Below are 20,552 nucleotides of genomic sequence, written 5' to 3' on the forward strand. Positions count from 1 at the left end.
GGGCTTATTAAAGTCGTCGATTGGGATCTACTGCCAACTGCTCAATAGGTAATATCTCGCTGGTAATGTCATGCTGGTGTAAGAAGGTTTCCATATCCTGATAGCGGCGTAGGTCAAGCGCTGCAGGCGTTAGTGAGAAACGTCTTAACAGATCTTCCCAACTGTCAGTCGTCACGCTGTTTTCAAGTCTTGGATAAGCGCTAGTCACGGTTTCCTTCGCGTTTTCAGGGTTTTCGATAATCCAGTTAGCGGCGTCCTCCAGGGCAATCACAAAACGCGTCCAGGTTTCCATGCGGCGCCCCAGCGTGTTTCGGTTAGCCATTACGATCAAACCGTCGTGGCGCGGTATAGACAAGGCTTCATAGCGTGTCACGGTAGTTGGCTGACCCTGCGTGGAAAGCCGCGAAGGCAGGGTATGAAAAAATGCATCAGCGACACCCTCAAGCCCACCCTCCGTCAGGGACTGCGCCGTCTCAAAATGGATGGCCTGAGGTTTTGCATAGTGTTCCGATTGACTGACGGTTTCAGAAATCAGTAGAGGAAGTATCAATTGCTGGCCTTCCAGGGTCGTATACCCAAGTGGCCGTGTACCCAGTTTTTCCAGGCTGTGTTTTTCGCCATTTTCCAGCGTGATGATGGCATTTAAAGGAGTATTCACCAGTGTTGCAATACGCGTTAAAGAGGCACCTCCATGAACAGAAAGATGCAGAAGAGGCTGACGCCCCAATGCCAGGTCAACTTCACCGGCCGCCAGCAGCTTGGTGGGTAAGGATGGGTCGCCAGGAATCTGCCAACTGACCTCAAGTCCCTGCTGTTGAAAGAAACCTTTTTGATAAGCAATCAGAAGGGCGGCATGCTGTGGGCTAAGAAACCAATCCAACATTACGTTAACATGTTCCAAAGGAGGAGGCGCTAACGGTTCGGGTGGTGTCACCGCAGTGGTAGGTGCTTCTATGTAAGGTTCTGCTGGCCACAGCTCGTCAGGGAGATAAACCTCTGATTCCAATTGTAAAAGGGAGCTTTCCTGTGGTGTGCTATTCACATCGTCGGCAAGGGAGGCGGTAGAGCTTAAAGCCACCAGGCCAATGAGTAACCCGCTAGCCAACAAGCCACTGCCTGGCAATGCAGACGACTGGCTGACGACTTTATTCGCAGCAATTTCAGTCAGCATCAGTTTTGCCGTTCCGCTATTTTCATGGCTGGCCACACCACGTATTGGTGTGATAATAGATTTTTGTGGGCGAAAAGCCATTACGGTGCAAAAAAAGCATCGCAACATAGTCTAACTCCGCAAACGAATATGCTGAGTTTATCCGTCGTATGAAGGTATGGCTAGCGGGGCTGTCAACGCGAAACAACATTAGCCGCAGTCAATAGCGCTTTGGCGTGCAATAATGTCATTGCTAAGACAGGAAGGGTGATCAATGGACGCAATCTATACGTTTTTCCTGCTCGGCGGTTCTCTAATGACGTTGAGTATTCTCGCCAGTCGGCTTTCATCGCTGTTTGGCGTACCGCTGTTGCTGATTTTTCTCGGCCTGGGCATGTTGGCTGGCGAAGAAGGTATTTTGGGCATCGAGTTCGATAATTACTCGATGGCCTTTGTGATCGGCCACCTGGCACTCGCCATGATTCTGCTGGATGGTGGATTAAGAACCCGCCTCAAAACATTTCGCGTGGGTTTCAGGCCGGCGCTTACCCTGGCAACGCTGGGCGTTTTTCTTACCAGCGGATTTGTTGGCCTCATTGCCATGTGGATCTTCGATCTTACGCTGGTTCAGGGATTGCTAGTCGGCGCCATCGTTGGTTCTACCGACGCTGCTGCCGTGTTCTCGATGCTTAGTGGTCGTGGCGTCAATCTCAATGAGCGGGTCGGTGCTACCCTGGAAATAGAGTCTGGCACCAACGACCCCATGGCAATTTTTCTGACCTTGATGCTGGTGGAACTTCTGGTCGGCGATCTGGGCGGCTGGACGGAAACATTTATGTTTCTGGTCTCCCAGTTTGGCATCGGCCTGGTCGTAGGACTGGGGGGAGGATGGGTAAGCGCCAAGCTGTTGAGGTGGCTGGATTTAGCACCGGGCCTTTATGCCATGCTGGCGCTGGCACTTGGATTCAGTGTGTTCGGTTTAACCAGTGTGCTGGGTGGAAGTGGGTTTCTGGCCATTTATCTTGCGGGCCTGATGATCGGCAATCAACCGGGGCGGCATCTGAACTTTATCTTACCAGTTCATGATGGTCTGGCTTGGCTTAGCCAGATCGGGCTTTTCCTGGTGCTGGGATTACTGGTAACACCCAGCGAACTTTGGGACGTGGCCTTGCCAGCCTCGATCGTGGCGTTATCGTTAATTTTCCTGGCGCGGCCGCTGGCGGTACTGATCACGATAAAGCCTTTTTTCAAGTTTCGTTGGCGGGAAACCCTGTTTATTTCCTGGGTCGGTTTACGGGGCGCTGTCCCTATTGTATTGGCGATTTTTCCGGTGATAGGAGGTGTTGAAAACGCTTCACTGTATTTCAATATTGCTTTTGCCGTAGTGCTTTTGTCGCTATTGATTCAAGGGGGGTCACTTACCTGGATGGCGCGCTGGATGCGCGTAGAAATTCCCGTCGGGACAACGCCTAATTACCGTGGCCCTTTAGGAATACTTCCAGAAAATGATTTCGAGATGTTTGTTTATAAAGTGGAAAATCAGGATCTCGAAGATGTACCGATTCGCTTATTGCGGTTTCCCTCCGGTGCCTTGATTTCCGCTCTTTTTCGTCAGCATGTCATGCTTCATCCAAAAGGCAGTACCCGGTTGAAGCTGGATGACGTGATCTGCGTTATTGGGCGCACGGGAGACCTGCCAGCCCTTAATCGGCTTTTCAATGGTGACGCCAGGCTAAAGCAGGAACGTGCTTTCTTTGGTACCTTCACGCTGGATGGCAGTGCCCAGATGCAGGACATTGCCGAAGCTTATGGGTTAACGCTAAGCCCCGGCGAGCAGCACATGACCCTGTCGGAATTTATTTCCCTGCGCGTCGGTGGTCACCCGGTGGTGGGGGACGATGTCGATTGGCACGGTATTCATTGGGTAGTCAGTGATATGGAAAAGGGCAAGATTACCCGCATTGGTCTGCGGCTTTATTAATGGCAAAAAAACGCCTGCCCAAGAAGGGGGCAGGCAAAGTATTTTACACTGTCAGTAAAGGCGACGACGAAAACCGTCAAATCACAAAGAGGTTCATGGACTTGTAAAGAGATCCATAAACTTGTTGACGGGCGTGTCTTCCAGACGCTGCTGATCCTTGCATAGTTGAAAAATCTCGTGGGTTCGCCCTGGCGGAAAACGTGTAGCCAGGTTGCGTTTAAACTTGTCTTCCAGCACAGGAATCCCTTCAGAACGCCGACGCCGATGCCCAATCGGATATTCAACGGCAATCTTTTCGGTGGAAGAGCCATCATTGAAGAAAACCTGAATCGCATTGGCGATAGAACGCTTCTCAGGATCGTGATAATCCCTCGAATACTCTTCGTCTTCAACGACTTCCATTTTTTCACGCAATTGATCGATCACTGGGTGGTCGGCGTGGAAATCATCCTCGTAGTGCTCTGCGACCAGGGTACCGAACGCCAGCGGCACCGCTGTCATATATTGTAGGCAATGGTCCCGGTCAGCCGGGTTCGCTAACGTACCGGACTTGGAAATGATACGAATAGCTGAATCATGTGTGGTCAGCACAATCCGGTGAATATCGTCCAGACGATCCTTAACCTGCGGATGCAAGGTCACGGCAGCTTCACACGCCGTTTGGGAATGAAACTCGGCCGGGAAAGAAATCTTGAACAGCACATGCTCCATCACGTAGCTACCAAACTCGCGTTGAAAGCTGAATTTCCGATTCTCCTCAGGTTTCAGCGCCAGGTCCTTGTTGGTATGACTGAACAATACATCATAGAAGCCCCACTGAGGCGCTGTTAGCGCGCCTGGAATGCCCATTTCGCCACGCATGGCGATATCTGCCAGACGTACCCCACGAGAGGTGGCATCGCCAGCTGCCCAGCTTTTGCGAGACCCCGCGTTGGGCGCATGACGGTACGTTCGCAGGCTCTGGCCATCGACCCAGGCATGCGAAAGGGCCGACAACAATTGCTCACGGCTGGCACCCATCATCTTGGCAACGACAGCAGTGGTGGAAACTTTCACCAGTACGACATGATCAAGGCCCACACGGTTAAAGCTGTTGTCCAATGCCAGTACGCCCTGGATCTCATGGGCCATGATCATGGCTTCCAGCACGTCCCGCATGGTCAGTGGTTTATCGCCTTCCGCCAGGCGTTTCTGTGAAAGGTGGTCGGCCACCGCTAAAATTCCCCCCAGATTGTCGGAAGGGTGCCCCCATTCTGCTGCCAGCCAGGTATCATTATAATCCAGCCAGCGAATGATTGCGCCGATATCCCAGGCCGCTTTGACTGGGTCAAGGCGATAGGGCGTACCCGGCACGCGTGCGCCATTAGGCACGACAGTGCCTTCCACCAACGGCCCCAGATGCTTGGTACATTCCGGAAAACGCAGTGCTAGAAGGCCACAGCCCAAGGTGTCTATCAGACAGTTTCTGGCGGTATCCCAAGCCTCGTCATTCTCGATTTTGAAACCGAGCACATAGTCTGCGATTTTTTGAAGTTCATCATCGTAATCGGGACGAATATTGGTCTCGACAGTCGCGCTCATTCGCTTCGCTCCTGCTGGTGTGTTCAGTGAGAACTCACTTTTAGCGTAGCACAACGATTGAGGTGGAAAAGGCCTATTAAACGGAGAAGGGGAGCCAATACGTTATCTATGTAAATAAAGTATGTGGTTTGTTGTCGGTTACTTTTTCAGCTTGGTCTAAAATAGTTTGAACAGGCTTTTACGTTGGCTCCATGGATCCACTGACTGGGCTGCACGATCCATAACTATAAGTCGGAATAAATGCCAGTCTATAATTCCACCGGCGCGAATACTTGAAACCGATCAAACAAGATAACTCTATGCAATTGACCCGAAAACTTCTTCCTTTCATTCGTAGCCTTCGCTGGGAACTCACGTTCTGGTTCGGCAGTCTTTCGCTGATTATTCTGCTCAGCGCCGGTTTTTATGTGGGAGGCATTGCGACTCGGGCACTTGCTACCCAAAGTGGTGAAGAGCTCTATCTGCGCGCCAAATCTGCCACGGATCTGCTGGAAACAAACCTTCGCGAACGGGGCAAAGAGATTGACCTGCTGTCGCGCTCGCCCCTTTTCGTGAACTCTGATCTTGGCAGTGACGCTGTCAGGCAAGTGCTTGATATGCGCCAGCAGGCCAACAACGAATACGCCTGGATCGGGGTTACCGATGTGGATGGAAAAGTTATCCAGGCCACCAACGGCCTGCTGGTAGGGGTTCAGGTAGACCAGCGGCCCTGGTTTCAGGAAGCATTGAAGGGCCGCTTTGTCGGTGATGTGCATGAGGCAGTATTGCTGGCCAAGAAGCTTGAGAATGACACCTCGGACCAACCCCTGCGCTTTATCGATTTTGCCGCACCTATCAAGGGGCTGGATGATGAGCTTCGCGGTGTTCTGGGTGCCCATGCACACTGGCGCTGGGTGACCGATACGGTGGAGTCGGTGATGACGGCTGATCTGGCAGAATCCGGCATTGAACTGTTGATCGCTGACAGCGATGGTAACGTTATCTACCCCCTGACGCTTATCGGCGAGGCAGACCTGCCGCACGCCAGTTCAACTCGGGGACATTACGAGCAGTTGCGCTGGTCGGATGGTCAGGAATATCTGACGGCGGTGCTGAATGTCGATACCGGCGTTAAACCCAGCCTGGATTGGCATATTGTTGTGCGCCAGCCGTTGCAGGCCGCTCTGGCGCCGGTTGAGGCGCTTCGCAATCATCTCTGGCTGCTGGGCTTGTTGGCGGTGCTGATATTCGCGTTGATTGCTCACCGTCTGGCTGCCCAGGTTAGTCGGCCTATTGAGCAATTGGCTTCAGCTGCCCGCACCGTCGCGCGCCGCAGCGGCAAGCCGAAATATCCTGATAACGTATATAGCCTGGAACTGCAGCAGCTAGTGATCTCCGTTCGACACATGACGGACTCCCTGCTAAAGCAGGAGCGGGAGCTGATGGAACTGAACCAGTCCCTGGAGTCTCAGGTTGCCGCGCGCACACAGGAGCTGTCCCAGGCTAACCGCCAGCTTGAGGCTCTTGCCACTCAGGATGCACTCACTGGTCTTGCTAATCGGCGCCGCTTTGATGAAAAGGTGCTTGAGCTGTTTCGGACATTTCGACGAACACAGCGGCCATTTACCCTGATGATACTGGATATTGACCACTTTAAAGGGGTCAACGACGAGCACGGCCACGCGTTAGGAGATCAGATATTACGCCAACTGGCAGACCTGCTCTGCCACCAGATACGAGTGACTGACTTTGTCGCCCGCTACGGGGGGGAGGAGTTTGCTGTCCTTCTGCCGGATACCTCTGCTGAACCGGATGCCGAGAGTGTCGCGGAAAAGATCCGCGAGGCGGTAGAGAGCATAGAGTTCTCCGGCGGGCTATCGATCACGATAAGTATTGGTTTGAGCCAGGTGACGCCTGAAGATACCGAGATCAGCACCCTGTTCGAACGTGCAGACAAAGCACTCTACCGCGTCAAAGAGAGTGGAAGAAATCGCGCACTGGTCGGCTGATGTAGCGGCCACTCCTGAGCTCAATGACTTCGAACAGGGTGTCAGGGCATGGATTGCTGAAAAAAGACACCTTCTTCGATGGTTAGTGAGTAGAGCTCAGACTGGTGGTGTCGGCGGGCATACCCCTGACAAAAAAATCCGAGCATGTCGGAGATGCGGAAGGTGAAATTGTTGACTTGAACAGGATTGCCAGCTACTTTGTTCGTATTAAGAATATATGTTCGCTAAACGAACAAGTGTTGATTCTTACCTGACAAATTAGTCCTGGTGTCGGTGACACCAGCATTTGACAACAATCTACGAGTAAAAAAACAATGACAACTCCTTGTATTATCTGCGTGGCGATTACCGGCAGCTTGCCCAGAAAAGAAAATAATCCTGCTGTGCCGATCAGCATTGATGAGCAAATTGAAAGTACCCAGGCAGCATTTGAAGCGGGTGCCACTATAGCCCATTGCCATGTGCGTAATGATGATCAGACGCCTTCCTCAGACCCCGAGAAGTTTGGCCGTTTGATGGAAGGCATCAAGAAACACTGTCCGGGGATGATTATCCAGCTCTCAACCGGTGGTCGTTCTGGCGCAGGCGAAGCAAGGGGCGGGATGTTGCCGCTGATGCCGGATATGGCAAGCCTTTCGGTGGGCTCCAATAACTTCCCTAATCGTGTTTATGAAAATCCGCCCCAGCTTGTGGAGTGGCTGGCCGAAGAGATGCTCAAGTACGCCATCAAACCTGAAATCGAAACGTTTGACCTGTCTCATATCCATCAGGCGGTGGCATTGTCCAAGCAGGGCAAGATCAAAGCGCCTCTCTATGTCCAGTTTGTCATGGGGGTACAAAACGCCATGCCAGCGGACAAGCCAACGTTTGACTTCTATATCAAAACGCTCAAGCGGCTGGCGCCGGATGCCGAGTGGTGCGGTGCTGGCATCGGTGGCAACCAGCACCTTCTCAACGAGTGGTCAATTGAGGCAGGCGGCCATACCCGAACTGGGCTTGAGGATAACGTACGACTGGATCGTCATACGCTGGCACCTTCTAACGCGGCGCTGGTTGAGCGCACGGTATCGCTTTGTGACAAATATGAGCGACCTGTGGCGACCTGGCAGCAGGCACGTGAAATCCTTAAGCTTAAGGCTTCATGAGCGTTATTAAATGCAGAAGGACGACTGGCCAATCAGCTCTCCACCTGTAAGCATGGCGAGAAGTCCGCCCTATGTTCTCTAAATTGCATTGACCAGCATTCTGCCTGCGATTAATAGCAAAAATCCTCCAAAGCAGCGCTTCAGTGTTTGCGCTGGTATGCGATGGCCTATTGCTACGCCAATAGGCGCACAAAGCACAGTGAAAATCGCGATTAACAAAACAGCTGGCAAGTAAACATAGCCTAATGTCCATGGGAGTAATGTTTCTCCCCAGCCAGCAATGATATAGCCAAGCGTGCCAACGGTCGCAAGGGGAAAACCAAGCGTACTGGAAGTTGCCACGGCGCGCTGCATGGGGACGTTGAAGAACACCATAAGCGGCACCATGACATTGCCTCCACCGATACCTGCCAGGCCCGAAAGAGATCCGCTGAGTAAACCCAGTCCAGAGGTGCCTAACTGAGCGGGCATGCTTCGCTTTGGGTCAGGTACCCAGCGGCTCAGCATAATCATGCCCACACAAAACAGGAAAACGGCAATGCCGACTTCCAGAAAATAGACAGGCAGGTAAGACGCGATAAAACCACTCAGGAAACTACCGATTATAACGGTGGGTGCCCAGAGTTTAAAAATGGCCCAATCCACGGCTTGCCGCTTGATTTGGGCGCGGGCAGCGGAAATGGAGGTAAATATGATGGTGCATAAAGACGTGGCCACTGCCATGATCACAATCAATTCTGAAGGAAAGGATTGTGCTGATAAGATAACGACCAGTGCTGGCACGATGACCACGCCGCCTCCAATGCCCAGCATACCTGCCAGTATTCCTGCGATAATGCCTAAAAGAGAGTAAGCGAAAAGTATTTCCATAATGCGGTGTCCTTAATTCAGTCATAAATACAATGACCAGACTCGGTAACCAGAGCGGTTGAACGTTAAAAACTGCATGAATGACGATTACTGGGCCAATGCTGAGCCTTCACCACGAGGGTCGTGCATGGCCTCTTTCAAGCCGTTTGGCTGGATTGAGATGGCACCGGCTAATCCGGTAAAGGGGCTTAGTGATGGAATCCATTCAATATCGTGCCCACGCCTGGCGAGTTCATTGCCAACGTGCTCAGGAATGCTGCGTTCGATTTTCAGGTTATCGTGGCTACCAAAAAAGCTGCGCCCCTGCAGAAAGCGAGGTGAAGCTAAAGCGATATCGACAGGCTGACAATAGTCTATCAGCTGAGTTGCCAGCACCATCTGTGTCTGAGGCTGACCGTCACCCCCCTGAGTGCCAAAGTAATATTGTTCACCATTGTCGGCGAAATAAGCAGAAGGGTTTAACGTATGAGCAGGGCGTTTGCCGGGCGCCCAGGCATTGGGGTGGTTAGGGGCTGGGTGAAACCCTGCTGCGCGATTGAGCCAGAGAACGCCAGTATCTCCGACCATGCATCCTGAGCCAAAGTCATGGAACAGGCTCTGCATCAAACAGGCAGTCCGCCCGTTGCTGTCAGTCACTGCCAGCCATACAGTATCAGCGGGCTTGCCTTTTTCATGCCAAGGGGATGCCTTGGTAAGCGCAATATCTGCATAGTCTGAGGCGCCTTGTTGAAGGCTCAACAATTGCGTAACGTCGAAATTTTTCCAGACAGGGTCACAAAGGTCTTGGTTACGCTGTTTGAGTTGAGCTTTGATGGCCTCTATCAAGTAATGAAAATAGTCGGCGCTACCATTTTGAATCGATGAAACAGGACAGTGATTTAACGCGTTTAAGGCACTAAGTGTATAGATGCCCTGTGTCGGAGGTGGGAAGTTATACAAGGTACCCTTGCGATAACGAATACTCAGAGGTTGGCTGTGCCAGGCCTGGGTCGCTGTCAGGTCGTCACGCGTCAGACCGTTCCCCAGGTGTTCAAACCCCTCTGCAAGCGCCGTCGCTAGCTCTCCTTCATAAAAATCATCAAGCCCTACCCGAGCTAAGTGCTCCAGAGTGTTAGCAAGCCGTGGACGCGTTTTAAGGGTGCCAGCAAGCAGCAGATTGCCGTCAGCATCGCAGCATAAAGCGCCCAGGTCTGGCAACTGCTGGATCAACTCCTGGCGCTGATGTTGCCAGAATGCCTGATTGGCTGATATAGCGTACCCACCACGTGCTAATTCAATGGCAGGGGCTAACAGGTCTGGCAGCTTCATTTGAGAGCCCCATTTCTGGTGACTCCAGGAATGAGCTAACGACCAGGCACGCAGTGCACCAGCTGTTGTGGCCGCTGATGCAGGACCACGTAACGCGATTTCTCCTGACAAAGGTCGCTTTTTTCCAGCCTGACCGAGGCCGAGTAGTGTATCTACTTTGCGACCATCACTCAGAAGCCATAACGCATCGCCACCAATGCCACACATGTGAGGGCATACAACTGATAGAACAGCACCTGCAACAGTGGCTGCGTCAATCGCGGTGCCGCCGGCTCGCAGAACTTCTTTGCCAGCTTCAGTCGCTCGCTTGTCAGGTGTACAGACAATACCGGTTTCAGATCTTGTTTTCATATCAGCATGTACCTGGTGATGAGAGAGGTGTATTGAAAACCCCTGGCGGAATAAGATGATGGCGTTGCAATGATGAGTTTGTGACAGGGAGATACCTCAACGGACGTGAGGAAAGTGATAAACTCAGACGTTAGTGCGCTCAAATACTTGAATAGCCGAGCCAACATTCTATTGATATCCATTAACCTTGTTAGATAAGACGCCCAATGGGAAAAAGCCTCAGAACCCGAAAGCAAAAGGAAGTGGAGCGAATTATTGATTCGCTTTCCCGTGCGATTGCTCAACACATGCTGCCTCCGGGGACTCGACTTGTTGAAGCCCAGATTGTCGACTCGCTTGACGCTAACCGAAACCATGTCCAGGCAGCGCTGCAACGATTGGCCTTGCAGCGCATTGTCACTATCGAACCCAACCGTGGAGCGCATGTAAGTCAGCCTACTGCGCAGGAAGCCCGGGAGATCTTTGTGGCACGGCGGGCTATCGAGCGTGCTGTGATTGAGTCGATTACCCCACAACGTATGTCGCAATTTGCAGCGGATGTTGAAGCCCATATGTGCGTAGAACACCGTGCTACGCATGCCAATGACCGTCGTGCCATTGTGCGCGAACTCAGCGAGTTTCATCGTTTGCTGAGTCACATAGGCGGCAACCGTGTGCTGGCTGACATTCTCGACAACCTTATGGTTCGCAGTGCCCTGATTGTTGCCTTGTATCAACGCAATGATGAGCCGACCTGCCAACATGATGAGCACCGTTCAATTCTTTTAGCGCTGCAGGCGGATAACGGCAGCCTGGCGGTTGAACTGATGGAAAACCACCTGAACCACCTGGAACGGGAGTTGGCCATTAATGAAGAAGGCGATAAAACGATTGATATAAGGTCAGTCCTTGCCACGATTTAACCGCTAGGCAGTGAGTTCCTCTTTCTTGGGTCTGTAAAGCCAGGCAGGCTGTCTCTCAAAACTCTTGCGTCCCCGCTTAAAAGCCATCAAAGGTTGCCCAAGTTCAGCAATGGCCGACGATGGCGATCTTGCATCCATCACGATAAAGTCAGCGTGACACCCAGGTGACAACCCGTAGTCGGAAAGATGAATCATTTTTGCTGACTGGACCGAGATCCATTCCAGGCAGCGGGCAAGCTCTGCCGCCGTACCCATATGGCATATATTGGCTAACAGGTTGGCCTGACGAATCAAGGAGGCGTCACCAAAGGGGGTAAAGGGATTGCCGACGTTATTGGTTGAAAGCGAGCAGGTAACACCATGAGCATGCAGGGTCGGCAAAGGAGCCACGCCTCGCGGTACGTTGTGTGTTACATCACGACCGTTAAGAAACAGGTCTGTTGACGGTAACGCGGTAACGTGTACGCCCGCATCTGCCAGCGCTAGCGCCATGCGTTCAAGTTCAGCAGGGGCAAGAGCCGAAAGTTTGGTGACATGGCCGATGGTGACTCGATGTTGCCAAGCGTGTTGGTGCGTACAACGAATCACTTCAGGCACCGTCATTCCTTGTGGTTCAAGGTCAAAATCAAGGTGTAGATCCAGATCGCAGTCATAATGTTCAGCCAGTTCAAACAGGCGACGTATTTGGCCTTCGGGGTCAGTATCCATGTAAGGGCAGCCACCTAAAACGCTGGCACCGTTTTCCAGTGCCTGGCATAACAATGCTTCGGTTCCTGGATTATTGAGTAATCCTTCCTGGGGAAAGACACATATCTCCAATCCGATCGCCCATGCATAATCCCGTTGCAAACGGCGTATTGCATGAAAACCCGTTAGGCCAATGCCAGGATCCAGCTCCACATGGGTACGCATGTGGGTTGTTCCCTGGGTAATTGCCTTTTCAATAATGTGCGAACCTCGTTGATAAACGTCGTCTTCGGTAAACGTCTTTTTAGCAGCGCTGGTGAGTGCTACCGCTTCTTCTAATGTGCCCTTTTCCAAATGGCAGCGATTCATAATGCAGGCTTTGTCTAGATGAATGTGTGTCTCAATGAGCCCTGGAAGTATCAGGTTTCCCTTCAGATCAATGGCTTTGTCTGGATTCAGACCGTCGGTTGGCGGTGCGATAAAGCGTCCATTTTCAACGTAAAGCTCATCCAGCTGGTGAGGGGTATCCGGTAATCTCAAGTTAAATAATCTGGTTATTTTCATGCGACATTTGCCCCTAGATAAGCGGCTTCCAACTCAGGGTCGTTGCGCAGAGTCGCAGCGTCACCGGAATGGACAATGCGTCCGGTTTCGAGCACATAAGCACGATCGGCCACCTGAAGTGCCAGATTTGCCATCTGATCGACAAGAAGCAGGGTTACGCCCTCATCACGAAGCGCCGCCAGTGCATCATAGAGTTCTGCCACCATGGCAGGTGCCAGCCCAAGCGAAGGTTCGTCAAGTAACAGAATGGAAGGCTTAGCCATCAAGCCGCGGCCAATGGCGACCATCTGTTGCTCGCCGCCAGAAAGCAGTCCTGCAGGGCTATCGATACGGTCTCGAAGCCTTGGAAAACGGCCAAGAATGTCTTCTATATCCTGCTCGTAAACCGCACTTTCCGAGCGGGTATAAGCTCCCATCAAGAGGTTGTCACGTACGCTTAGCTCTGCAAAAACCTGCCGACCTTCAGGTACGAGCGCTAACCCCTTCCTCGCAATGGCGCTGGCATCAAGAGATTCGATATTATGATTTTCCAACACCACTTTCCCACTGCTGGGAGCATGCAATCCCGCTACGGCCTGAAGAATGCTGGATTTTCCGGCACCATTAGCGCCCAGAATAGCCACCAGTTCGCCAGGGTTAACCACCAGGCTTACACCTTCAACCACCGGTGCTGCGCCATAGTCGATCACGAGATCCTTGACAAATAATGTCGCGTCTCGGCTGCCATTCCAGGGAGTAGGTCTGGGCGGTGCCTGATAGTCAGTGCTACCCAGGTAAGCTCTTACCACCGCGGGGTTGGAGCGCACTGCTTCAGGCTCGCCCCAGGCAATTGGCTGGCCGGAATCAAGTACTAGAATACGGTCCGAGACGGCCATTACCATTGTCATGTCATGTTCAACGAGAATGACGGCGATACCGTAGTTGGCAATGGTTCTTAGCAGCTCAGCGACCTGGTCGGTATCTGCACGACTAAGACCGGCAGCGGGTTCATCAAGTAAAAGTACGCGGGGCCTTAGTGCCAAAGCGCGAGCAATTTCAACCAGTCGTCTGTCAACGTGCGGTAAGTCCTCTGCGGGGGTGTGTATTGATCCTTGATACCCGACTAGCGCCAGCAGATCTTTTGCCAGTGCTAGCATTTCCTTGTCCGGGCGTCGCCAGCAATCGCCAAGTTTCCCTTGTTGCATACCTGCCAGTATATTTTCCAGAACAGACAAGCCAGCGAACAACTGGGTGGTTTGATAGGTGCGGCCTATCCCCGCACGGGCAATTTTCCAAGCTGGCAGGCCTGCCAAATTACCATTGAGATCAATTCGCCCAGTATCCGGGGTATAAAAGCCGCTGATCATATTAAGCACGGTGGTCTTTCCGGCTCCATTCGGCCCAATGACGCTGGTGACAGAACCCGGTGAGGCATTGAAGCTGACGTTTTCAGCGGCCTGAACGCCACCAAAGCGAATGCCTATGCTGTCAACTTTCAGCCCCTCTGGTGCGGCGGCATCACAAGTCAGATAAGTACTCAGACGCTGTAGATCCGGTTTTTTGCCCGGGGCGACCATGACAGGGTGCACAAAACGCTTATGCATGATGCCAAGTACGCCGGTAGGCGCGATCCATAGAACGCCCAGCAACACGGCAGCAAATAAAAGTAAGCGCATTTCTGCCATGCCGGAAAGAAGTTCGGGAACCATCACTATTAGCAGACCGCCAAGTAAAGGTCCCAGAACAGTGCCGGCACCACCGACAATGACCGCCAGAACAAAAAGAATCGATTGGGTAAAAGGAAAAGACTCTGGGTTAATGAACATCATTAAGGGAGACAGCAGTGATCCTGCGACGCCTGCGAATAAGGCAGACAAGGCAAATGCCAGTGTTTTTGTTTGTACCGGGTTGAAGCCAAGTGAGCGTGCTGCAATTTCGGTCGCTTTCACTGAACGGATAGCGCGACCCCAGCCACTTGTTGTCAATCGGTTAAAAAAGCCAAGAGACGCAATCATTAACGTAATGGCAATCAATGCCAGGCCAGTATCAGCAGGCAAGCTACCGACATCAGGCATGGGGACACCGGCAATGCCGTTGGAGCCACCTGTGACGGAGCGCCATTCAATCAGGCCATGATGAACAATAAAACCAAACGCGATGGTTACCATCGCCAGGTAAGGCCCACTGACGCGGACCGCAGGAATGGCCAGCAGAGCGCCGACAATCGCTGCTGCAACCGCCGCAGTGGCCATTGCTAATCCTAATGGAACGCCTGCCATCAGCATTAACGCTGAGATGTAGGCGCCAATGGCATAAAAAGCGACGTGGCCAAAAGAGATCTGACCACTTAAACCAATCAGGATATTCAAGCCAGTACACACTGTCGTTGTCAGTGCGATCAACGTCATCACCAGAAGCCAGTAGCCACCAAGCGTGAAAGACATGACAGCGCCTGCCAATGCAATAAGGCCTAAAAGGCTAGGTATCAGTAATCGGTGAGAAACAAGATGGGATGATAGCGTCATACTTTCACCAGTGCTTTGCTGCCAAACAGGCCGTTAGGACGTATTGCCAGGCAGATGATGACAAGAGTGAATGTGATAATCTGCGCAACCGTTGAGCCTAGATAGACAATGATCAGGGCTTCGGAAAGGCCAAACAGCAGTCCTGCCAGTACAACGCCACTGGCGCTGGAAATACCGCCTAGAATGGCAACTGCAAAAGCCTTTAAACCAAATAGCGTGCCCATTTCTGAGTGAACACTGACCAAAGGTGCAATCAACAAGCCAGCAATGCCTGCAAGCACCGTCGATATAGCAAAGGATATCGCTACGACCCGATTGACAGGAATGCCCATTATCCTAGCCGCTGACGGGTTCTGTACTGATGCACCTAATACCTTCCCGAGGTGTGTATACCGACCGATTAGCGCCAGCAGAATGACGGTCATGGCAACAACTATAGGTATCACCAACTGCATCAAATCAATGCCGGTACCCGCTATTTCAAGGCGCTGGTTGACGGCATCCAGCGTGAAACGGCGTGGCTCTTTGCCAAACGTAAACATCACGATGTTATCGACCAGAAGCCCGCCTGCCACAGTGGCCATCAGCCAGGCCTCAGAGCCTCGACTATGAAAAGGTCTTACCAGAAAACGCTCGATAGCCAGACCATAAAGTGCACACAGTCCTAATGTCAGCACAGCAGCCGGAAACCAGGGAATGCCCCAGGTGATGCAGAGGGTATAGCCAAGTACGGCACCCACCATCATGGCACTGCCTTGTGCAAAATTGACGGTACGCGAAACAATAAACGTAATATGGAAACCCAAGGCTAGCAGGGCGTACATGCTACCCATGCTCAGCCCGCTGATAATACTGGCAGTGATCATAAGTCATTTCTCCTGCCTCCTGAGGCTGGGCTCAGGAGGCATTGACCAGAGTGAAATCAGAACTTTAACGGTACGATTCGGCCGTCAACAAAGTGCGTGAAAACATAGTCCTCTGGCCCAACAGCATCATGTTGCTCGGGAGAGAAAGGAGATGAGTAAGATTTGATCAAGCCTTCATGGTTTTCGATGTCATAGAACCCCTGGCGTATGGCAGGTCCCTCTGTACTACCTGCCTGCTCAATCGCTAGCGCAGTTAAATGCATGGCATCATAAGCATTGGCAATACCGACGGCCGGTGTCACATCAGCAAGGCTCTGTATTTCCGGAAACCTTTCCTGCAGCATGCTCATTACTTCACCACCTTTGCCTTCATCGCCTTCGACAAATGTGAATGTTTGAATAAAGTGCACCTTGTCAGCATTTTCTCCGGCCAGTTCGCTAAAGCGTCCACCCGCAGGGCCCCAGTGAGAAATGATCGGCACTTCCCAGCCCATGCGGTCAAGTGATTTCACGACCTGCGCAGAGGGTGCCACGTTTGCTACCATCAGCAGAGCGTCAGCGCCCTCATCCCTGAGCCGGCTTAATTGAGGTACGACATCCGTATCATTGCTTTCAAAGCGTTCAATCCCGGCCCATGTCATATCGCGAGATTCCAGAGCCTTTCTGAACCCGAGTTCGTTTGATTCACCCCAGGGGTTGTTGATCAGAATCATGCCGGGGTTTTGCATATCAAACTGATCAATGCCGTATTGCACCAGTGCCTCATCCACCAGTTCATCGACGGCGGATACCCGGAAAACGTAATTCTCATCCGCACCGTTATGCGTAATGGGGGTACCAGCTGCCCAGACACCCATAAAAGGAAACTGCATACGGTTGGCTAATGGCACGATGGCGAGTGAAACGGGTGTATCCAAGCCACCAAAGAGCACCGCGACGTCTTCGTTCTGAACCAGTTCACGCGCTGCCAGAAGCCCTTTATTCGGATTGCTTTCATCGTCGCGGCGCAGCAATTCAACCTCGCGTCCCAGAATGCCACCGTTAGCATTGATTTCGTCAATGGCTATTGTGAGTCCTCGTGTAATGGCTTCACCTGATTTAGCCGACTGACCGGATAAAGCGGCGACAAGTCCTACTTTCAGCGTATTTTCGGCCTGAGTAATACCTGATGACGCAATCAGGCCTACGGTGGTTAGTGGTATGAGCCACTGCTTGATGCTTTTATTGAATGACATTGCATTTCTCCAGATTGCTAGCATTTACATATAGGTTGCTAGCAAAATGAATGCCATCTGCCGTTTTGTGGTAGTTTTAATTTTGCAGAATGCACTGGTAAATACCGGTTTATGTCAGGAATGCGTACGAGTAACACTGAGACGCATAGCTAGAGATAGATGGCAGAAATCTTGCATTTTATAAGAAGCTACTGGAAGACAGCTTTCCTGTCAGCGGCGAGATATTTTTCTATTAACTGTATGATTTATAAATAAAATACTACGTATAGTATAAAGAGGGGAATTCAGGTGATTCTAACGAATGATGTTGCTGATTGTGCTTTTTAGAGTTCTCAGATGCTTTGGCGCACAGGCTGGCTGGAGTGATCGCAGCTTTATTATTCAGCAATCGATACTGGTATCAAAAAAAAGAAGGGGGACAACACAAAATTTTTTGAAGAGCCATAAATAGCTAGCTATATAGGAGAGGTCGATTAAGTTCTGCACCTGTATAGTCGTCCTGAACAAGTGTTTGCACCACATAAGCGCAAAAATTTGAAACAACATTTTTTTCTAAAGGAACTTACCTATGTCTGAAGCACAACATGCCATCGAGATTGTACATCGCTTCCTGGAGGCTTCCATGGCGCCTGACCCAGCGCTGGCGGCAACCTATATGTCATCGGATGTTGCGATTACATTTACTGGCGGCAGGTCAATGGCAAGCCCACAGGTCATTACTGATTTTAATGCTGGACGCTACGCCTGGGTGAAAAAATCGCTGGGGCAGTTTGACTGGACAGAGCACGAGGATTACACGGTCGTCTACTCGAATGGCACTCTGTATGGAGAGTGGCCAGACGGCCGCCCGTTTGCGGGTAATCGTTATCTGGATCGTTTTGAAGTACGTGATGGGAAAATCACCCGAATGGATGTCTGGAACGATAGTGCGGAATGGCTCCTGACGCCCGAACTTAACCGTTCAGTCTGATATTGAAGTGTTGAACAGGATTCAAAAGCAATTTGGCGCCCTGTACTTATTATAAAGATCAGCGACGTCCTCCACTAAGAGGGCGTCCTGCTGACTTTTCTGTTCATCTGTCCATCGGCAACGTGGAGATGACGAGCCAGAGTCATCGCGGCAGGTTTTCCATAGCGTGCACCTTTTTCAGTCGCCGATTGGCTTCCTCTCTCTCCTTGTCAGCAACAACAACGCCATATGAATCTGGCTGAACGATCAGGTTCATCGTCACGGCTGGAGTACTAGCTGTGTGCTGTGTGGGAAGTGAAAATCCTACCTGTTGATAAACATATTTAATCTATTTTAAAAATTCATGGGAATTGTGATACAAAAATTATACATTGAGTAAAGTGAATTATCGTATTAAAAATTTTGAAGAGAGCGTGACATGGAAACACTTGAAAGAGTTATATACGTCGAAGACGATCCTGATATTCGTGAAATTGCTTCTATGGCTCTAGAAGATGTAGGCGGTCTGACGGTCAAAATTTGCGAATCTGGCGAACAAGCATTAAGAGAAGTTGCGGAATTTGCGCCACAAATGTTCTTGCTTGATGTGATGATGCCAGGTATGGACGGGCCCAGCACGCTACTGGAATTGAAGCGACAAGGGTATATTAACGAATCCACAGTCGTCGCTTTCATGACCGCTAAGGTTCAACCTGAAGAAGTGACACGGTACAAAGAAATTGGGGCAGAAGACGTTATTGCAAAACCTTTTGACCCAATGACGCTTGCTGACGACGTTCGCGCTATCTGGGAAACGTTCCATGGTTGATTCAACCTCCTCTCAGGCTTTCGCCAAGCGATTAGAAACGCTTTCGGTAGCTTATTCGAAACGTCTTACCTCTGATTTTGAGCGGCTTACAGAGCTTGCTGACCAGCTCGCAACAGACGCCTCGTGCGCTGACTCCCTCCAGCAATTAAATTCAGTCTTACATTCGCTGGCAGGCTCTGCAGGAACCTTTGGCTTTGAAAGCCTTGGTCGTCAGGCGCGAGAGTACGAACTGCAGGTGGTAAATGTTTTGAAGCAAGATCTCAAGCAATCACTCCCTGTTTTCGATTGGGTCACGCAATTACAAAGCGCACTTGAAGTGGACAAAAACCGGAAAGCGGTTGTGGGCATGGAGACTACGCGCCTGGAAAGCGTGGGCGATGCACCTTCCATTTGGTTGCTAGAGCGTGATGTTATGTTAGCGGAATATGTGGCTCAACAGCTGCACAGTTTCGGCTTTCAAGTACGACATTTCAGTGATGCTCAGCAATTGAAGCAAGATAAAAGCCTATCTCCTGACTTACTGTTAATTGATCATCGCGCCACGCAAAACAAGGCGATTAGAGAAAACCCGGTCGCCTTTTGGCAGACGCACCTTCAGGATTACACCTGCCCAATTCTTTTTACGGGTACTGAAGAAAGCTTTACCGCGCGACTAAATGCCTTGCGTAGCGGGGGACAAAATTATTTTGTCAAACCTCTGGATATGATAAAGCTTGCTTCCCACATAGCGCAGCTAATTAAAACGAAAGATAGCCAGCCAGAGCGTGTGATGATTGTCGAGGATGACACCGAATTAGCGCATCATCTTCAATGCGTTCTGGAAGATGCTGGTATGCATGTCAGTATATTTGATCGGCCCGATCCTCTGTTCGAGGCCATCAATGATTTTAATCCTGAACTGATTCTGATGGACCTCTGGCTGCCAGGTATCACCGGTGCAGAAATAGCTGCCCTGCTGGGTCAGATGGAGCGCTGGTCACAGATACCCATTGTTTACCTTTCTGCTGAGTCCAATGCAGAGCTGCGCGGGCAAGCACTATTACGGGGAGGCGATGCGTTCCTTGAAAAGCCTATCGACACAGATCTTCTCATCAACCTGTGCCGATCCCGTGTTATGCGGTTACGTAAGCTGGAGGATACTAAAAATAGAGACGCGCTAACCGGGCTTCTTAAGCACGCCAGCATCAAAGAGGCCCTGCAAGATCAGTGGCTACTGGCACAACGCAAGCCACAGGTTTTTTCTGTGGTAATGCTCGATATTGATCATTTCAAGGCTGTTAACGACACGCACGGGCATGCAGTAGGTGACTTAGTGATTGCCGCCGTGGGTACTCTGTTACGCCAACGTTTCCGGAGCACCGATAAATTGGGCCGCTACGGTGGAGAAGAGTTCACGTTGGTCCTGATCGACTGTACTGCCGACAATGCTGCCAGCATGGTAAATAGCCTCCGCGAAGATTTTGCGGCTATCCAGTTTACGGGGGGGCGCGAATCGTTTTCCTGCACCTTGTCAGCAGGCGTGGTAGACAACCAGCACTTTCCTGATGATATCGCCGAGTCCCTGCTTAACCGGGCTGATCAAGCGCTATATCAAGCCAAAAACAGCGGGCGTAACCGTGTGTGTTTAGCGGCAGATTAGCAT

15 protein-coding genes are annotated in these 20,552 nt (G+C 51.3%); 7 read left to right on the plus strand and 8 right to left on the minus strand.

Going from position 1 to position 20,552, the window contains the following annotated elements:
* Positions 1-7: 7 nt before the first annotated feature.
* Positions 8-1,171 carry an ABC transporter substrate-binding protein gene (locus ACU6TU_RS07920; protein ID WP_447144009.1) on the minus strand — a complete coding sequence of 388 codons (1,164 nt, stop codon included), beginning with the start codon at positions 1,169-1,171 and terminating at the stop codon, positions 8-10.
* Between the two features lie 253 nt (positions 1,172-1,424).
* On the opposite strand from ACU6TU_RS07920, the gene ACU6TU_RS07925 reads away from it, so the two are divergent.
* On the plus strand, positions 1,425-3,131 hold the full coding sequence (locus ACU6TU_RS07925; RefSeq protein ID WP_447144010.1) for a potassium/proton antiporter: 1,707 nt from the start codon (positions 1,425-1,427) through the stop codon (positions 3,129-3,131).
* A 93-nt stretch (positions 3,132-3,224) separates the two neighbouring features.
* Here the strand turns inward: ACU6TU_RS07925 and ACU6TU_RS07930 are convergent, their stop codons facing one another.
* Positions 3,225-4,712, minus strand: coding sequence for a bifunctional 2-methylcitrate dehydratase/aconitate hydratase (locus tag ACU6TU_RS07930; RefSeq protein WP_447144011.1), 1,488 nt, complete (start codon positions 4,710-4,712; stop codon positions 3,225-3,227).
* A gap of 299 nt (positions 4,713-5,011) precedes the next feature.
* Here ACU6TU_RS07930 and ACU6TU_RS07935 point away from each other — a divergent pair, with 299 nt between their 5' ends.
* A complete protein-coding gene (locus ACU6TU_RS07935) occupies positions 5,012-6,700 on the plus strand; it encodes a sensor domain-containing diguanylate cyclase (protein ID WP_447144012.1) in 1,689 nt (562 codons plus the stop codon).
* 314 nt (positions 6,701-7,014) lie between these two features.
* The gene (locus ACU6TU_RS07940; RefSeq protein WP_447144013.1) at positions 7,015-7,845 is read left to right on the plus strand and encodes a 3-keto-5-aminohexanoate cleavage protein; all 831 of its coding nucleotides are present in this window, start codon (positions 7,015-7,017) and stop codon (positions 7,843-7,845) included.
* A gap of 78 nt (positions 7,846-7,923) precedes the next feature.
* Here ACU6TU_RS07940 and ACU6TU_RS07945 read toward each other — a convergent pair whose 3' ends face one another.
* Both ACU6TU_RS07945 and ACU6TU_RS07950 read right to left on the minus strand, forming a co-directional pair.
* Positions 7,924-8,715, minus strand: coding sequence for a sulfite exporter TauE/SafE family protein (locus ACU6TU_RS07945; RefSeq protein WP_447144014.1), 792 nt, complete (start codon positions 8,713-8,715; stop codon positions 7,924-7,926).
* A gap of 87 nt (positions 8,716-8,802) precedes the next feature.
* On the minus strand, positions 8,803-10,374 hold the full coding sequence (locus tag ACU6TU_RS07950; RefSeq protein WP_447144015.1) for a gamma-glutamyltransferase family protein: 1,572 nt from the start codon (positions 10,372-10,374) through the stop codon (positions 8,803-8,805).
* A 242-nt stretch (positions 10,375-10,616) separates the two neighbouring features.
* Between ACU6TU_RS07950 and ACU6TU_RS07955 the strand changes: the two genes are divergently transcribed.
* Complete coding sequence (locus tag ACU6TU_RS07955) at positions 10,617-11,276, plus strand: GntR family transcriptional regulator (RefSeq protein WP_447144016.1); 660 nt, start codon at positions 10,617-10,619, stop codon at positions 11,274-11,276.
* A gap of 3 nt (positions 11,277-11,279) precedes the next feature.
* Here the strand turns inward: ACU6TU_RS07955 and ACU6TU_RS07960 are convergent, their stop codons facing one another.
* The 4 genes from ACU6TU_RS07960 to ACU6TU_RS07975 all read right to left on the minus strand — a co-directional run bounded on the left by ACU6TU_RS07960 (position 11,280) and on the right by ACU6TU_RS07975 (position 17,132).
* The gene (locus tag ACU6TU_RS07960; RefSeq protein ID WP_447144017.1) at positions 11,280-12,527 is read right to left on the minus strand and encodes an amidohydrolase family protein; all 1,248 of its coding nucleotides are present in this window, start codon (positions 12,525-12,527) and stop codon (positions 11,280-11,282) included.
* A complete protein-coding gene (locus ACU6TU_RS07965; protein WP_447144018.1) occupies positions 12,524-14,950 on the minus strand; it encodes a branched-chain amino acid ABC transporter ATP-binding protein/permease in 2,427 nt (808 codons plus the stop codon). Before ACU6TU_RS07965 ends, ACU6TU_RS07960 begins: the two co-directional genes overlap by 4 nt.
* A gap of 77 nt (positions 14,951-15,027) precedes the next feature.
* Complete coding sequence (locus ACU6TU_RS07970) at positions 15,028-15,897, minus strand: branched-chain amino acid ABC transporter permease (protein ID WP_447144019.1); 870 nt, start codon at positions 15,895-15,897, stop codon at positions 15,028-15,030.
* A 56-nt stretch (positions 15,898-15,953) separates the two neighbouring features.
* Positions 15,954-17,132, minus strand: a complete 1,179-nt coding sequence (locus ACU6TU_RS07975; protein WP_447144020.1) for an ABC transporter substrate-binding protein — start codon at positions 17,130-17,132, stop codon at positions 15,954-15,956.
* A gap of 568 nt (positions 17,133-17,700) precedes the next feature.
* On the opposite strand from ACU6TU_RS07975, the gene ACU6TU_RS07980 reads away from it, so the two are divergent.
* From ACU6TU_RS07980 to ACU6TU_RS07990, 3 genes are all read left to right on the plus strand, one after another.
* Positions 17,701-18,102, plus strand: coding sequence for a nuclear transport factor 2 family protein (locus ACU6TU_RS07980; RefSeq protein ID WP_447144021.1), 402 nt, complete (start codon positions 17,701-17,703; stop codon positions 18,100-18,102).
* Positions 18,103-18,520: 418 nt separating this feature from the next.
* The gene (locus ACU6TU_RS07985; protein ID WP_447144022.1) at positions 18,521-18,910 is read left to right on the plus strand and encodes a response regulator; all 390 of its coding nucleotides are present in this window, start codon (positions 18,521-18,523) and stop codon (positions 18,908-18,910) included.
* Complete coding sequence (locus ACU6TU_RS07990; protein WP_447144023.1) at positions 18,903-20,549, plus strand: diguanylate cyclase; 1,647 nt, start codon at positions 18,903-18,905, stop codon at positions 20,547-20,549. Before ACU6TU_RS07985 ends, ACU6TU_RS07990 begins: the two co-directional genes overlap by 8 nt.
* Positions 20,550-20,552: the final 3 nt, after the last annotated feature.

The organism is Halomonas sp. LS-001 (assembly GCF_052983955.1).

Coding starts and splice junctions, on each gene's coding strand:
- ACU6TU_RS07940 (WP_447144013.1), top strand. CDS start 7,015: ATGACAACTCCTTGTATTATCTGCGTGGCGATTACCGGCAGCTTGCCC.
- ACU6TU_RS07950 (WP_447144015.1), bottom strand. CDS start 10,374: ATGAAAACAAGATCTGAAACCGGTATTGTCTGTACACCTGACAAGCGA.
- ACU6TU_RS07965 (WP_447144018.1), bottom strand. CDS start 14,950: ATGTCTTTCACGCTTGGTGGCTACTGGCTTCTGGTGATGACGTTGATC.
- ACU6TU_RS07935 (WP_447144012.1), top strand. CDS start 5,012: ATGCAATTGACCCGAAAACTTCTTCCTTTCATTCGTAGCCTTCGCTGG.
- ACU6TU_RS07960 (WP_447144017.1), bottom strand. CDS start 12,527: ATGAAAATAACCAGATTATTTAACTTGAGATTACCGGATACCCCTCAC.
- ACU6TU_RS07980 (WP_447144021.1), top strand. CDS start 17,701: ATGTCTGAAGCACAACATGCCATCGAGATTGTACATCGCTTCCTGGAG.
- ACU6TU_RS07930 (WP_447144011.1), bottom strand. CDS start 4,712: ATGAGCGCGACTGTCGAGACCAATATTCGTCCCGATTACGATGATGAA.
- ACU6TU_RS07970 (WP_447144019.1), bottom strand. CDS start 15,897: ATGATCACTGCCAGTATTATCAGCGGGCTGAGCATGGGTAGCATGTAC.
- ACU6TU_RS07945 (WP_447144014.1), bottom strand. CDS start 8,715: ATGGAAATACTTTTCGCTTACTCTCTTTTAGGCATTATCGCAGGAATA.
- ACU6TU_RS07975 (WP_447144020.1), bottom strand. CDS start 17,132: ATGTCATTCAATAAAAGCATCAAGCAGTGGCTCATACCACTAACCACC.
- ACU6TU_RS07925 (WP_447144010.1), top strand. CDS start 1,425: ATGGACGCAATCTATACGTTTTTCCTGCTCGGCGGTTCTCTAATGACG.
- ACU6TU_RS07920 (WP_447144009.1), bottom strand. CDS start 1,171: ATGCTGACTGAAATTGCTGCGAATAAAGTCGTCAGCCAGTCGTCTGCA.
- ACU6TU_RS07985 (WP_447144022.1), top strand. CDS start 18,521: ATGGAAACACTTGAAAGAGTTATATACGTCGAAGACGATCCTGATATT.
- ACU6TU_RS07990 (WP_447144023.1), top strand. CDS start 18,903: ATGGTTGATTCAACCTCCTCTCAGGCTTTCGCCAAGCGATTAGAAACG.